The organism is Rheinheimera faecalis, assembly GCF_021290965.1.
Taxonomy (GTDB): domain Bacteria; phylum Pseudomonadota; class Gammaproteobacteria; order Enterobacterales; family Alteromonadaceae; genus Pararheinheimera; species Pararheinheimera faecalis.
Map to the genome: position 1 here is coordinate 119,462 of NZ_JAJOYT010000012.1, position 15,510 is coordinate 134,971.

Sequence of the window (15,510 nt, forward strand, 5' to 3'; positions counted from 1 at the left end):
TCAGGCCTGTAATGGACACCTAGGGATTAGCAAGAACGGAACATATCTTTGCTTGCTTGATACAAACTGGTTTTGATTTGAAACATCCCGAGTAAGCTATGAAATACGTTGTCGTGACTGAAACTATCCTGCTGTTTGGACGCGACACATTCAGGCGTCAGTTTCGCAGATGATGCATAAGGCTCAGACATCCACCAAAGCAGCGGAACCTGAGTTTGCGCTTTAGGTGCCATCCAATAAGGTAAGCCGTGCAAGTAGATGCCATTTTCACCTAAAGATTCACCATGGTCAGAGACGTAAAACATGGCGGTCTGGTAGTTCTTTTGGCTGTTAAGGCGCGCAATCACGGCGGCTAACAAATGGTCTGTCGCGACGATACTATTGTCATAGGCATTGACGATGTCTGAAGGGGCACAGAGCTGAAGTTGCTTATCAGTGCATTCCGGTAAAAAGGCTTTGTCTTTAGCGCTGCTGCGTTTGAAATACTCAGGACCGTGACTTCCCAACTGATGTAATACAATCAGCTTATCGGACGATTGCGGTGTTTTCAGTTGCTGCTCCAATGCATCCAAGAGTACTTGGTCCAAGCATTGTCCTTGATGGCACAATGGATTTTGTTGCTGCTCAAACACAAACTGAGTTGGAACCCGATCGCATACCCCTTTACAGCCAGAGTTATTGTCCAGCCAGCTCACGTCAATACCAGCGTATTGCAGAATATCCAGCACATTGCTGCTGTTTTTAGCCTGTGACTCTTTATAGAGATCTCTGCCCATATTGGAAAACATACAAGGCACAGAATGTGCTGTAGCAGTGCCGCATGAACTCACGTTAGTAAAACTGTAGACAGGTAAATGACTGAGTTGCGGATTGGTTGAGCGAGTGTAGCCGTTGAGCTGAAAGTGATCGGCCCTAGCTGTTTCTCCCAATACCATCACGATAAGACGTGGCTTCTCTGTTCTCACGGACAAAGGCTGCATTGCATCCTGCCCCAACTGCATAAATTGAGTCGGGAATTGTTTTTTGACCAAATCGGATGACAAAGATACGGCTGCGGCCACAGGACTGACAGGTAAAGCAAAATGCTTTATCTCTCTGTAGTTACGAAAGAAAGGCGCGAGTTCGGAGTAGCCAGAAGCGACCAGGCTAAACAGGCTCAGCGTCACTAAAACCAGCGCAAGCAGCCAATGCCGGAAAAATTGTTTCAGAGGCAATGCACGAACCTTCATAAGACCAATGCAAAGCAAAGGGAACAGCATGACGCCTATCACTTGCCATACCATGCCAATGGTTAATACTCCAGCAGCTTCAGCAGCGTCAGTTTCTACGGCGTTTTGCAGCATGGCTTTATCGACAACAATGCCAAAACTATCGATGAAGTAATAACTAAAAGCACCGATGGCAAACAGTGCCACCACAACAGGCTTTTGTAGACGATGAAAACTAAAAATCACCAGAAGCTGCAGGTTTAGTAAAAACAATATCGCCATTAAGTTCAGCTGCAAACCATATTGTCCTGGAACTTTGGCCTGTACCGCAGCCAAAAAAGGACCATTGAGCAGTAACGTCATGCCAAGAGCAGATATCAAAGCAAACCACAGCGGATGCCATACCCGCTCCTGTCCTGTACTCAAAACTGAAGACGTTGCTTTTGATTGCGATAAAATAGCCTCAAACATCAGGGGACTCCATAGAAGTAGCAAAGAGTACAGGTTTGGATGGTTCCAACGGCAGGTCCGCAGAGGTAGTCCGTTTAGAAGTGAAAGCTGGCTCTGATTTGAATGACAGTTCAGAGGCGCGAGCATGCTGAAATAAACCATACAGCACAGTAGACACAGTCCAGCACACCGCCGCTGTGGCGATATCGTGTGAAAGGAAATGAGCACCACGCAGTTGTTGCACAAAGCCCAGTAACAGGCCGAGTGTTAAGCCAATTACTATGCCTCGCAGCGCTAGATGTGGCTTCAGCTCTCGCCAATAGTAATAGAGTGCTAGCCACGCAAACCCTATGCTGGCATGTCCGGCTGGGAAACATTGGTTAGGGGACATCGTTTCTGGGCGCGTATCAAACAATCCCCAAAATGCGCTGTGGCCACCAAATTGCAGTAAATCCCATGGACACTCCATAGGGAGCATTCGTTTGAGCACGGCTACAGATGCAAAGCTCATCATCAAACTAAGTAACAACAGACCTAAAGCACGTTGGTTCTTACTGCGATCGCGAACAACAACACGCTGCCATGCCCAGTACCCAAGTAAGCCCAAAACAAGGGTTTCATTCAGGGTTCTGACAGAGTGATGTAATACAGTTTCTGTCAGCCAGTGATGCTGTAAAGCCCAGGTTCCGCCTTGCCAATCAAACAGCAAGGAGGCCAAACCAAAGTCGAATGAAGTGCCATAAGCCAGAATAAAAAGCACAGATGCCCCAGCAATAGGCGCTATCAGATGGGTGAATAGGCTGGGTCGTATTGGTTCCGCCACTGCAAACCTGCTTTCAATACAATTGGGTAAGTATGGCTAGACTAACGGGTGAAACTTAAGAGAGACTTAAGTCTGAAAATAATTTATCAATTCATTCGGAAGTAAATTAAGTCTTTGTATTGGTTTGTTATTTTTAGTCAATCAAGGTGTGAATAGCCACGTAATTATGCAGGAGACGTCGGTTGATATATGCAGAGTTACTCTTTTTTTGGGGTACTGGATACAAGAGTAGAGTGCTCCAAAATCGAGTTCAGAGATGTTTTTCAAACCTTCATTATTCCAGCTACGGCAGGCAAGCAACCTGACTGGAGTTTTTTCTTTCTCTGTACAAATACGATGGGAGTTGCACCTGAGCTAAGGCTTTTTTGTATTGGACTGCTGAGGCTTGACGATCCAACAGCTCAAGTCGTTTGGTAGGTTCATCATAGTGCGCAATTACAGTCTCTTCATTGGGTTTCAAAATCGTTAATGAGCCCGGTTGCATCAGCGCGAAGTAGTTTTCAAACTGTAGCAAGGCTCTGCCAGGACTTGTTTTGTCCAAAGTTAAATCACGGCCTGTCATGGTATGGCAGGAAGACACACCCGCCAGGCTCAGCAAAGTGGGAGCTAAATCAATCTGACTACTCAGCGTTTCGAGGACTTCAGGTGTGATATCGGCTCCTAAGATTAGTCCAGGAATACGAAACTTCTCTACAGGGATGAGGTTATTGCCATAAACACGGTTGTCATGATCCGCAACAATTAAAAATACCGTGTCTTGCCAGTAGTCGCTTTGTTTTGCTTTTTCGAAAAACTTTCCCATGGCCCAATCTGCATACTTTACTGCATTGTTTGCCGTATTTTTGGGTTGTTCATGCAGAGTGATCCGATCATCTGGAAACTCAAATGGCTCATGATTGCTTGATGTAAAGATAAGACTGAAAAATGGCTTTCCCTCTTGATGTAAAGCGTTCAGCTTTTGGTGTGCTGTATTAAATAAGTCTTCGTCACTGGCTCCCCAACTGCCTACAAAAGCTGGGTTTTTAATTTGGCTGATATCGACTATGTCATCAATGCCGTTGCCGGTAAAAAAGCTTCTCATATTGTCAAAATGTGCTTCGCCACCATAAATAAACTGGGTGTGGTATCCATTGGATTTTAATACAGAGGCAAGTGTTGTGAAGTTTTGCTGGCTATTCGAAAGCTTCACCACGCTTTGTGCGGGGGTTGGTGAAAAGCCTGCAACCACTGCTTCGATACCACGCACTGAGCGTGTACCAGTGGCATAGAGATTCTGAAACCACATGCCTTGAGTTTTTAACTGCTCAAGCTGCGGCGTAACTGGCTCGCCTCCAAGGGATTGAACAAAGGTTGCCCCCAGACTTTCCTGCAAAACAATAACAACGTTTAAGGGTTTCTCTCGTTTTTTTGTAGCCGTTTGAAAATGCAACGTCGGATAGTCTGGATCGGTAAACCTGTAAGTTTTTAACCAGGGCCAATCCAGGCCATATTTCAACATATCCTCAGTCGATAACTTGCCGTACATTTCCGTCGAACGCGCTTCGTGCTTCATGCTATACAGGGCATAAAGCACGGAATAGCCTGAGCTTATCACCAAAGAATTCACCATAGAATCTCCGGTGATCGCAAACAGGGCTGGATTAGCGGGTCTGTGATCTGTGGTTGAGCGGACGCCAGCAAATACCAGAAATACAGCCAGAGGCCATAACACAATGGTGTGCTTGACTGACCAAACTCGAAGTTTTACGAAGGGAAGCTTAAGCAATAGAGCAAGTGCAAACCCAAACAGCGCGGTAAACAAAAAACCAGCTAAAAAAGGCAGACGAAAGCCATGCCATAAGGTAGAAAAAACTTCTTTGGGGTACTTCAGATACTCGATAAATAAGCGGTTAGGCCTGACGTCGTATTGCAGTATGAATGCCGGAGACGCAAGCTCCATAAAGAGCAATCCAATTAAACCAGCAAGGCTCCACAGGTAGGTGAATTTAAACCAACTGTGTTGTAAAAAACGGTTTGCAAACAGTGGCGCCAAAAGAACGGGAATCGATGCCCACAGGCACAAGACAATGAGGTCAGCACGAATACCTTGCAACAAAATCTCTGACATTTTTCCGGTCGCCAGCACCCGCTCATAATGCCACAGCACTAAACCAAGGCGACTCAGACTCAGCAATACGATGCCAAGCAGCAGCATCCTAAATAAATGGGTGTAGGGACCACAGACAATAGATGGAAAAAAAGAAGGTCGTTTCTTATTAGTATTGGTCATTACTTCGCCTTGTCATCCTAAAACGCAATGCAGAATAACGAGCGAAACTTAAGAGTCTCTTAAGAAAATAAAGTTATTGTGAGTTTCTTTATACCGACATTGACGGACCCTGACATGAAATCGAAAGCCACTGGATTCAACCGACTTTATTTTGCGACGCTGTACTCATGGCAAGGGCTTCGCAGCAGCTGGGCCTCTGAAGCAGCCATCAGGCAGGAAGTTATTGCTTTAGCACTGCTGCTTCCCATTTCCTTGCTGGTTGAGGTATCCGCTGCCGAGCGAGCTTTATTGGTATTGAGTCTGTTTCTGGTCTTTATTGTGGAGCTGTTGAACACTGGCATCGAAGCTGTTGTGGACAGAATTGGCAGTGAGTACCACGAACTTAGCGGTAAAGCGAAAGATATCGGCTCTGCGGCAGTCCTTGCCAGCCTTATCACAACCGCTCTCGTCTGGTTTATTATTCTGTACTAAGTACCAACAGGTGTTGCCATGCGAATTTTACTGGTAGAAGACGACCTATTACTGGCTCAGGGACTGAGTACGGCGCTGACGCGAATGAACTACCGCGTGGAGCTATGCACGACCGGAAAACAAGCGATCCAGGCGGCCAGTGAAAGTCAGTTTGAACTGATGATTTTGGATTTAGGTTTGCCAGATGGTCTGGCACTCAATGTGATTAAATCGTTGCGAAATTTAAAGCACGGCATCCCAATACTGATCCTGACTGCCTGGGATCATTTAGAAACAAAAATAGAAGCATTAAACGCGGGTGCTGACGATTACGTGCTGAAGCCCTGTGATAGCAGGGAAATTGAAGCAAGGTTGCGTGTGCTCGTAAGGCGTCATCAACAGCGCCAATTGGATCAGCTGCAATGCGCGGACTTAACGATGGATTTAACCGTGCATGAATGCCGCTACCAAGACCGTTTAATATACCTAACCACCCGCGAATTTCTGTTGCTCAAAGAGTTTATGTTGCATCAGGGTAAAATTCTATCCCGCCAGCATCTGGAAGAGCTGAGCAACGGCTGGACCGGAGAGACAGAGAGTAATTCGATAGAGGTGCATATTCACAACCTGCGAAAAAAGACCAAGCCCGAGTGTATTAAAACGATACGGGGTATTGGTTACATGATGGTAAATCAGTATGAGGATTAACAGCATACGCCGAATGATTTTACTCGGTGTAAACAGCGTTGTTTTACTTCTGATGGTGATTACCGGATTCATTACGTACTCCAGCACTCACCACGAATTGGATGAGCTTTTTGATGCCCAACTGACTCAATATGCGCGTCTTTTAGACCAACTGCTGATACAAAACTCGCTCTCTCTTGACCACACAGATCCCCTGATTGTTTATGTCCCTCAGATTGCCGAAGATGGTATTGAGCGAACTTCCGCAGAGGAGCGCAGGCCAGAGGGGCACAAATACGAAAACAAAGTGGCGTTTCAGGTGTGGTCAACAGATGGGAAACTGCTGATGAAGTCAGCGAACGCCAGTGATCGGGAGCTGGCCCCCAGAAAATCAGGCTATCACGAAGTGTTTCATGATAACCGGCGCTGGATTTGTTATAGCACCTACAACAGCGAGCATGGCTATTGGATATTCACAGGACAGAGAGAAGATGTTCGTGGAGAACTTAGTTTTTATCTGGCGTTAGATCAGTTGATCCCGCTGAGTATCGCGCTGCTTCCTATTACCATCCTGATTTGGATAGCTGTGTACTGGGGCATTAAACCCATTCGGGATTTATCTAAGGAACTGGCCACAACTAAACCGTCTATGCTGACTCCCATAGATATAACGTTACCTGTCGAATTAAGGCCCTTTCAAATCGCGATTAATCAGCTTTTGAAGGACTTAAAAAGCTATTTAGTCAAAGAGAAACGCTTTATCGCCGATGCCTCGCATGAACTCAGAACACCGCTCAGTATTTTGTTGGTTCATGCAGACAATATTAAAAAATCGACGTCCAAAGAAGAAACCGATGCCGCTGCTAATGCCATTCTTATCAGCACAAAACGTCTGTCACATCTGGTAAGCCAACTGATGGAAACGGAAAAGCTGGAACACTCAGGGCAGTTGAAACTTACCAGTCTTAAACTGATTTCACTTATTGAAGAGAGCCTTGCTCTGGTTGACGTTGGCTTATTGGACAAAGTGGAATGGGACCTTGATATAGACCCCTCACTTGAGCTTCGCGCTGAACCTGGTTTGTTGGTAGCTGCCCTTCGGAATCTGTTGGATAACGCTGCAAAGTACGCGAAAGTACAAAGCCATGTCAGGATCACTGCTCACGTAGTTGAAAACAAACTTGTATTAACGATATGCAACGAACTACCTGAAGGCATAGACATTGATTTAGAACGAATGGGAGAACGTTTTTATCGCCATCAGAGCAATCAACACATCAGTGGCGCAGGTCTTGGTATCTCCATTACCACAAAAATACTGGAGTTGCATAACGCTGAGCTTTCTTATTCGCTTGAGTCCAGATTCGTTATCACCACTGTGATATTTAGTGCTTAAGTTTAGATGTTTCTGAAGTCTCACAGAAGTATTGTGTTGGTTCAGATTTTGTTTGAAGTGCTTCGAAATGGACTATGAGTACGTAAAGCCGATTGTCTGCTTTCAGTGATAATCCGACTGTTGGCCTAATCCAGTACTTTTCTCCCTCGTCAGGGGAGCAGTAGTACCTAATTCGGTCTTTATAATCTGATAACGCAGCCGAATACTACCTAATTCAGATCTCAGAGCCATTAAGCTCGACTTTTAGAGCCTAATTAGGGGCTGAATACAACCTAACTCTGTATTTAGAGTCTGACAAATGAGCCCGATATTACCTAATTCAGCTCTCAGTGCCATTTATTTCGGCTTTTAGAGCCTAATTAGGACTGAATACATACCTAATTCGGTCTTCATAGTCTGATAACGCAGCCCAATACTACCTAATTCAGATCTGAAAGCCTCCAAACATGATGTTCTGGCCATCTGAAACCGCTGAATACTACCTAATCCATTGCTTTTGTCCGTATTACTCTTTGAGCGGATAATGAATATCCTCATACTCTTCTATCAACCTTGCAAGGACCTCAAACTCTGCACCTTGAGGCGTCCCTGGCTCAGATTCAAGAAGCTGCTCAATGGCTTCTAATGCGGATTTATATTCCTGTTCGTTTTTTATAGATGGCCTTGTTGTCATCTTATTACCTTATGGAGTTTATTGGCTTTCCGACAGCCTTTAGTACTGCCATCATTCGTCAGGCATGGTGTTTATCACGCGTGTTAAATTCCCAGCAGCTAAGATCTGTTCATCAGTTAATGTCTGGTCTGTATGCTTTACCATCCTCATTTCTGAGCGGTCTTTATCTATCTCACAGACCAAAATATCTCCTACGGCAAAACCTAGCTCGGCACACAGCTCATCAGGCAAAGGCAAAAGGTTATTATTGATAATTTCAACGGAGTAACTCATGGCATCCCTCTGTGTCACAGTATTTACGAAATGATTAAACTTAATTCGAATGGTATTTTTTTAAAAGCTAGCGTAGATATGCGCTAACTGACAACCGCCAAGTCTGTCTATTTTGTTGTGTACTGGGGGATAGCCGATAATCAGAAATCGCTTACTTCGTCTCGGTGATTCTATATCGTCTGTTCTACTTAAAAACCTAAATATCCGCCTCTGACACTAAACAACTCTAATTATCAGCTACCTGACTCTGGGTAGAGCATTCCAACTAGTAGTAAAAGCAGGAGATAACAGCTCACGCTTCATCCCCCAGGACTGTTTAGTGCCTTTGCTGGCGAAGTATAGAGAGTTTGGCATTTGCTGATTGATTTGATCCATGAGCCCCATTAATGCAGAGTTACCTCGCACTGTGTCACTAGTGCCAAATAAGTCTTGCTGGCAAACGCCATGGGAGTAGAAGTCAGACAACATCACACCAGCCTTGGCATACCGAAAACCATCTCTCCATATGGCATCTAAAAGCTTACTGGCTACATGCAGAAAATCGCGAGTATCGTCGGATGGGTAGCTTAGCTCTGCGCTTCGGCTATTTGAGTAGTAAGGGTCTAGCTGATGATCACTAAAGGGGCTAGTTCTTAAAAAGACACTGATACGTTTCGCCTGGCATCGCTCTTGCCTTAGTTTTTTACAGGCCCTATGCACGTATTCAGATATGGCTTCGTGCATTGCAGCCAGCTCTGTGACTCTTTCACCAAAGGCTCTTGAGCTGACAATTTCCTTTTTAGTGGGCGGTATATCTTCAAGCTCAATACAGGATTCACCATTCAACTCCATCACTGTGCGCTCGACCACGACTGAAAATTGCTGGCGTATCAACTTAGTGGGTGCATCAGCCAAATCCAGCACCGTATAAATGCCCATATCCTCTAGCCGCTTGGTTAGTCGCCCACCAATACCCCACACCTCATTGACAGGTAATAAGGCCATTAGCTTGCGTTGCCGCTCCTTACGGGTTAAATCCACCACACCACCAGTTTTAGGCCACGACTTAGCGCCATGGTTTGCCAGCTTTGCCAAGGTCTTTGTTGGTGCTATGCCCACACAAACACTAATGCCAATCCACTGCTGAACACGCTGGCGAATTTGATGACCAAAGTCAGTCAGGTTGACTGCACTTGCTACCCCTGATAAATCCAAAAAAGCTTCGTCGATGCTGTACACCTCAACCGCCGGTGCCATTTCTTCTAAAGTACGCATCACCCGAGCTGACATGTCGGCATAAAGTGCATAGTTGGAAGAAAAAGCCACCACGTTGTTTTTCTCCAACAGCTCCCTGATTTGAAATACCGGAACGCCCATTTTGATGCCCAGAGCCTTGGCTTCTTTTGATCTAGCTACTACACAACCATCGTTATTCGACAACACCACCACTGCACGATTAGCCAAATCAGGGCGGAACAGCTTTTCGCATGAAGCGTAGAAGTTGTTGCAGTCCACCAAAGCAAATACACGACTCATACTATTGGGCTCGTTTTGAACGGGTCATTTGCCTGACAATGTTGGTGACTACACCGAATAGCGCTAACTCAGCATCATCAGTGAAGGTGATAGGTGGGTAAGCTTTATTGCGGGGGATGAGTTGCACTTCAGGCGTCAATGCCAGTTCTTTCACAGTAAACTCGCCATTCACCTGAGCGATCACAACATCGCCATGCTGCGGTGTGACCGAACGGTCTACCACCAGAATATCGTCAGGATGAATGCCAGCTTCAATCATCGAATCCCCCTCTACCCGAACAAAGTAGGTAGCAGCGGGACGCTTAATGCAAAGCTCGTTTAAATCCAGCGTTTGCTCCACATAGTCCTGTGCAGGCGAAGGGAAGCCAGCAGGGATTTTGCTCTGGTATAGGGGAATGCTGTAGTGGGTGGTAGGTTCTGCGAACCCAATAAACTGAATTGTCATAGCGCCCAAATACTGTATATAAACACAGTTAATGATCGCTGATTTTTACAGAATGTCAATCATGGTTGCTAAGCTTTAGAAAAGCGAAGGCCGCCAACATTAACTTTGTTACTTCCTGTCAGCACACAAAAGCTAACGCAGATGGCCCAGACTCGATTATATTGTTCAGATAGTTCTAAACTAATGTACAACCAATATCTGCTTTTGCCACGCAGTGGAAATCACACACCAGTTTGAGTTAGGTGTTGTATACGGAATTAGGGGAATTCTAGGCACCTGTGGTGGTTTTGGTAAATTCTGATGCGTCACTAATCACGATAGTCTAATTATGACTTTTTTGTCAGCCAACGACCGATAGGCCCACAAGCCTTCTTAGGCTCAGGAAGTGACTGCTCTAGCCATTCTCGATCTCTCAAGTAAAGCCAGAAAAAGGCTGCGGCACAGTCAGACTTAAAGTTACACCGCATTGCACCAGGCTGCATCTGTCGATATCTTAGTATTTGTACTCGGTAAGCACGTCTTTTTGATTCAAAGCGGCATTTCTTACGCCATTCAACCAGTCCCGGTTCAGCGGAGATCGCTTGCTCAACCGACCCGACACCAACACCACAAATGCATGAGATTTTGCGTCGATGCACCCCCTGACGCGCTAAACTTATAATTCTCTGATGAACGCTGTCATTCAACAACTTAGGTTTTAGGTGTAATTTAACACCATTAATTGCAGCCAGCCTTTTTAAGTAACTTCGACTTTTCCCAGTCTCTCTGTAAACAGCCTCAAGAGAATAACCTTGCTTTAATAACAGCAGGCATCGCTGTTCAAGTTCATCTTTGGTTGAGTTTTGCCTTTGATTAAGACAACTTTCTTCAACCGGTACAGAATATTCAAAAAACTTTTCCACTGACTTAAATAACCAAGCTCCTAACAAGAGATGCCTAAATGGGTGGCAATTCGTTCCAGCAGATAACAATTCTGAAATATAATGGTAATCGGTTGGATGGCGCGGAAAAAGCGAATTTTGCATTGGGTATTTGGCAAGATCGGTTACTAGCTCCCTCATTAGTAGCTTTCTGCGAACTGAGCCATTCTCAGTAATAAAATCGAGCTCATGTAATCGAGAGCGATACCTATTAGTAAAGTCTATTGTAGGTATTATTTGTTCCATTTTGGTAAGGAGGTCGAAGCCAAACCTTGCAGTATCGTTCTCAATATCGGAGGCCGCCTCTGCCACACCATGCACTATCGGTGGAAAGCCTGCACATAATCGTTGCCTTTCTTTCAGTTCAAAAGACATCAGTCGAACTTGGTGTTCCCAACAAGATGTTATCCCAGGTATTTGATGTGACCGGTGCCAGTAAGAAACACCTAGATTAAATAGGTCCTGCGAAACACAAATTGGACACCACTTTAAATACAAAGTCCCCCCACTATTAAATGAAGGTAGCTGGCTGTGGCGGAAAGCACCTGCTCCATCACCTGAGAGTAAATCCTTTTTTAGTGAATTTGAGTGCTGCGGTAAGTAAAAGAAAAAAAGCGGTGCCAAAGTCTGGCTGATTAATTGGCTCTCAGCATCTTCACCTGAGAATTTTGATAATCGGGATATACCTGCTGTCAAAAAAGGATGAATAGAAACACGATTGGAACCAAAGACTCTAAAGCTGAACGAACGAACTGATTCACCAGACAAACCAACATACCTTATCAAGCGCCCAAGAAGGAGTTCATCTGGTAAGGCTCTTGGTAGCTCCATTTTACCACCTACTCTTACTTAAAAATTTCCAGTGGATCATCACATAGGACTCCTGCACGACTTAAAATTTCAAGAGGGTCACTCTCCAGCGACACTCTTTGAATAAGATGGGTATCCATCATCCGATCTATTAAATCCTCGGCTAACTCCAATTCAATTAATGCTTCATAAAACTCAGGATGATGCGGTCGAGTTAAGTCTCCTGGAATTGTAATAGGCTTAGATTTGGTGTTAACGATTTCTTTTGACGGAATATCTTCATTCTGATGACTTTTGAGTTCAGATTTATCATCTTTCCGATTCCTTTTAAGAATTGAAAGTGCTTGTTTCTTCCTCATTTCTTCTGTTAAATTTTTCGTTGCGCGTATAGCAATACTCGCTCCAAGTTCAAGTACTTCTTCTGTAATCCTCTCGTCATGAGAACCAATAACTGCCTGTTGGGCCGAATAGTAGATTCGAACAGCTAAATCCATATTGCCAACAGATAGCGAGTATAGTTTGTTACTTAAACTCGGTGTTAACGACGTTTCAATATTCGTCCACTGCAAGCACCAAAGCTCATCAACGAACAATTCCCATTCATCATCCCTTTTCATAAGCTCTACATCGAAATACCCACTGCTTTCAGCACGTCGCGCTGATTTAAAACTCTTGCTTAGAAGTTTATCAAATGGAGGGTTTGCGCAGAAAAGCAAGGGTATACCTAAATTATTAACCAAGTTATGCAAAAATCCTAAAAGTCGATCCGCACCACCTGCTTTAGCAAGGTTTAAGTTTTGCATTTCATCAATAACTAAGATACCAAGGAAACTTGTCTTCATTAATGCTTCAATTTGTTGAAGTAAAAGCGCTATAGTCCCAGCAGGTTTTGTTGGTGGATGTCCTAGTTTTTGATCGATCTGCTCTAAAATTCGATGACAAAGACCTTTGACACTTGAATCATCTGGACAGTCAACTTTTATCCATACAATTTGTGGAATTGATAACACCATGTTTTGGTAAATTTTATGCTCAATAACATCGGGAAAGCAGTTCAGCACCTGCTCAAGCATGCAGGTTTTGCCAACCCCACTTTCACCGATTATTGTAATTCCACTGCCTTTAGGCTGGAAAAATCCAGTCCTCGGTTCAACATTAGGTCGATTATCTAATGAATAGTGTAGATAGTTCATTGTTGTCGGGGATAAAGGATTTTTTGCTGAGTATCCTTCTCTGATCGCAATTTCGATTGCTCTGAAAACCTCAAAATAGATTGGAAGAGGCTGCCTCAAGGCTTTTAATCGAGTAAGGTATTCCAGTCTTTCAAATGCTTTTAGCTTTGTTTCTTCGGCCCGTCTCTTTGGATAATAACTAAGCCTAGCAACTAATTCTTCGTCTACAACTTTTGGTGGTAAGGCTTCAATTAAAGGGTTACCGCGATGCTCAGGTAATATAGCTTCATGATAATTGGCGCATTCACATCTCATGATCACTACCCTTTCTTCGCTTAAGTATTGAAATTATTTTTTCCTTTTTATCCACAAGACGGTTACTAGAGAAATCTTGTGCAGTAGTTAGATCAGCTTGGAGGTTGGGTGAGCTTACATCTTCCCCTCGTTGGGCGAGAATTGCTTCCCTTCGTCTGGTTTTCATGTCCTTTGTCCTCTCAGACTTTGAGCTGAGTGGTGGAGCCAATGCCGCTTCTTCTTTTGCATTTTCTATAACCTGATTTCTTCTCTGGTGTCGCTCTATTGATTTAGCCGTTGGTTTGGCTTTGTTTTTCTCCAGTTTTATCCAATCGTCAAAATATAAGATATCAGCTAAATGCCTATGAGCAAAATTAGCAGACTCTTTCATAAGATTACACCGCGTAAAGCCGCTTTCATCCTCCAGCCTGACATAGATAAAACTGGAGTTATCATTATCAATCAAAGCTTTAAGTAACCATGAGCCATTATTTCTTGCTATTACTTTCCACGCCTCAAAGTCTGGATGGTCGGTGCTATAGTACATTTGGTCATTAAGCCGAATACCTTTACCTGTCATGGTTACTTTGGTCGTTGGCAAAAGCCGAGCACGAACATGTGCTTCGTCTGCACGACTCAAGCTATGCTTCTGAGCTTTCAGATGCAAATTCCAATAATTCAGGGGAGTAGGAGAGAGTCCAGACTCAATAAGTGAGGTACTCTGTTTGGCTAAGTCTTTAAATACCGAACTGTTATGCTCTAGTACTTCATCAATAAGAAGCTTAGTTATCTCTCTGAGTGTCATCGTTGCGTCTAACCTTGGGTCTCGATCACCTCTAATGTAGTTCCGACCTTTCGTTGTCCCTAACAACTCATGAATTAACTTATCATTCAGGATCTTGAAACGACCCTCTACTATACCTTTCATTTCTGGCCTGTAAGGAGGTGCTATGCTCAAATGCCCAATCAATGGTACTGCGAGATCTTCTGCATTTTTACAAATAAACTCACCACGATCACATAACAGCCGTTGAGGGATGTGATGACAAGGCCAATCGGCTTCTTCTATTTCTATACCAAACCCAGCACAATATTCTTTCTTGGAGGTGAAACTATTAATTAATGCCTGACGACCAGCTCTCCAAGAAGCATATTCCATTGAGACATGAAGACCCACAATCATTCGACTTGTTTTATCAACCACACAGTAGACTGTTGGTCTTCCTAATACGTGATTTCTCCGAAAGTCTGAAACTATATGGACGTCCAATACTGTTGCATCTAGTTCAAAACAACTGCCAGGAACTTCTGCATGATCAGTCGCAGAGCCTCTCAAGCCACGCTTATTGCGGTCAAAATCACCCTGATTGGTTTGTTTACGTATAAGTGTATGTGCAGGAACTAGCTTCTTAACCCAGTAAACAAATGCTCTGTAGTTAGGCACTAGAGCCACTCGCGACTCAGACTCAGCAGCAATCAACTCATCAGCATAGTGTTTATATTCCTTAAGCATTTTGATATAAACTCGACTGAATTTAACTTTATCTCCCTTAAGGCCGAATTCCTTCATAGCCTTTAGAAATAAGGTTTTATCAAATTCAGTGGTATTAACTCCACTAGGAGCTTCAACGCTCGGGCTAGATAACTGGATTGGCGAACCGCGCTTTAATTTACCAGCGATTCTGGATTTGCCTCTCCCTCCCGAGTTCTTATAACTTGGTAAAAGCGCATTTCGATCTTGCCCATATTTCCAATAAAGGTTTAGAACTCGATAAATATTCTGCACATAGGTTTTATTGGATTTCGCGTGTAACGAAATAACTTTACTACGAGGTTGTTCAACCAAATTTAGCAAGAAGTTCGGCTCAGATATCAAGTCGACAATAAGTTGATATTTTTCATCTCTAATTAGAAGATAGCGTTCTGAAATGTCATCTTCTGACTGCAATTGGTAATAAGGAAGTAAATATGAACTTAATTGAAATTTACTGGCTTTAATTGCCTCATGAAATATATTAAAACTTAGTTTTAGTGGTCGTTGTAGTGCTTTTGACTCAACAAGTGGAAATAGAATATAAATTTGTATTTCATTATAAAATTGTAAAATCCTGTATAGGCCGTCTTC

13 protein-coding genes are annotated in these 15,510 nt (G+C 43.8%); 3 read left to right on the forward strand and 10 right to left on the reverse strand.

Annotated features, from left to right (window positions below; translation table 11 throughout):
• Positions 1-26: 26 nt before the first annotated feature.
• The 3 genes from LSG34_RS17305 to LSG34_RS17315 all read right to left on the reverse strand — a co-directional run bounded on the left by LSG34_RS17305 (position 27) and on the right by LSG34_RS17315 (position 4,588).
• Positions 27-1,679 (reverse strand): phosphoethanolamine transferase, encoded by a 1,653-nt coding sequence (locus tag LSG34_RS17305; RefSeq protein WP_233010360.1) that lies wholly within the window; start codon positions 1,677-1,679, stop codon positions 27-29.
• Complete coding sequence (locus LSG34_RS20870; RefSeq protein WP_233010361.1) at positions 1,672-2,481, reverse strand: phosphatase PAP2 family protein; 810 nt, start codon at positions 2,479-2,481, stop codon at positions 1,672-1,674. The genes LSG34_RS17305 and LSG34_RS20870 overlap by 8 nt, the downstream gene beginning before the upstream one ends.
• Positions 2,482-2,764: 283 nt before the next feature.
• Complete coding sequence (locus LSG34_RS17315) at positions 2,765-4,588, reverse strand: LTA synthase family protein (RefSeq protein WP_233010362.1); 1,824 nt, start codon at positions 4,586-4,588, stop codon at positions 2,765-2,767.
• Positions 4,589-4,864: 276 nt separating this feature from the next.
• Between LSG34_RS17315 and LSG34_RS17320 the strand changes: the two genes are divergently transcribed.
• Genes LSG34_RS17320 through LSG34_RS17330 form a run of 3 tightly spaced genes read left to right on the forward strand, consistent with a single transcriptional unit; the run spans position 4,865 to position 7,283 of the window.
• The gene (locus LSG34_RS17320) at positions 4,865-5,221 is read left to right on the forward strand and encodes a diacylglycerol kinase (protein ID WP_127019319.1); all 357 of its coding nucleotides are present in this window, start codon (positions 4,865-4,867) and stop codon (positions 5,219-5,221) included.
• An 18-nt stretch (positions 5,222-5,239) separates the two neighbouring features.
• Positions 5,240-5,908 carry a response regulator gene (locus LSG34_RS17325; RefSeq protein WP_233010363.1) on the forward strand — a complete coding sequence of 223 codons (669 nt, stop codon included), beginning with the start codon at positions 5,240-5,242 and terminating at the stop codon, positions 5,906-5,908.
• 13 nt (positions 5,909-5,921) lie between these two features.
• On the forward strand, positions 5,922-7,283 hold the full coding sequence (locus tag LSG34_RS17330; RefSeq protein WP_233010364.1) for an ATP-binding protein: 1,362 nt from the start codon (positions 5,922-5,924) through the stop codon (positions 7,281-7,283).
• Positions 7,284-7,788: 505 nt separating this feature from the next.
• Here the strand turns inward: LSG34_RS17330 and LSG34_RS17335 are convergent.
• The 7 genes from LSG34_RS17335 to LSG34_RS17365 all read right to left on the reverse strand — a co-directional run.
• Complete coding sequence (locus tag LSG34_RS17335) at positions 7,789-7,956, reverse strand: hypothetical protein (RefSeq protein ID WP_164711812.1); 168 nt, start codon at positions 7,954-7,956, stop codon at positions 7,789-7,791.
• Between the two features lie 51 nt (positions 7,957-8,007).
• Positions 8,008-8,229 (reverse strand): hypothetical protein, encoded by a 222-nt coding sequence (locus tag LSG34_RS17340; RefSeq protein WP_233010365.1) that lies wholly within the window; start codon positions 8,227-8,229, stop codon positions 8,008-8,010.
• A 237-nt stretch (positions 8,230-8,466) separates the two neighbouring features.
• Positions 8,467-9,744 (reverse strand): translesion error-prone DNA polymerase V subunit UmuC, encoded by a 1,278-nt coding sequence (gene umuC / locus LSG34_RS17345; protein ID WP_233010366.1) that lies wholly within the window; start codon positions 9,742-9,744, stop codon positions 8,467-8,469.
• Position 9,745: 1 nt separating this feature from the next.
• On the reverse strand, positions 9,746-10,189 hold the full coding sequence (umuD, locus tag LSG34_RS17350; RefSeq protein WP_233010367.1) for a translesion error-prone DNA polymerase V autoproteolytic subunit: 444 nt from the start codon (positions 10,187-10,189) through the stop codon (positions 9,746-9,748).
• Between the two features lie 326 nt (positions 10,190-10,515).
• Positions 10,516-11,940 (reverse strand): TnsD family Tn7-like transposition protein, encoded by a 1,425-nt coding sequence (locus tag LSG34_RS17355; RefSeq protein ID WP_233010368.1) that lies wholly within the window; start codon positions 11,938-11,940, stop codon positions 10,516-10,518.
• A 14-nt stretch (positions 11,941-11,954) separates the two neighbouring features.
• Positions 11,955-13,406 (reverse strand): ATP-binding protein, encoded by a 1,452-nt coding sequence (locus LSG34_RS17360; RefSeq protein ID WP_233010369.1) that lies wholly within the window; start codon positions 13,404-13,406, stop codon positions 11,955-11,957.
• Positions 13,396-15,510: hypothetical protein (locus LSG34_RS17365; protein ID WP_233010370.1), on the reverse strand; the 2,115-nt coding region annotated here is incomplete at its 5' end. The genes LSG34_RS17365 and LSG34_RS17360, both read right to left, overlap by 11 nt.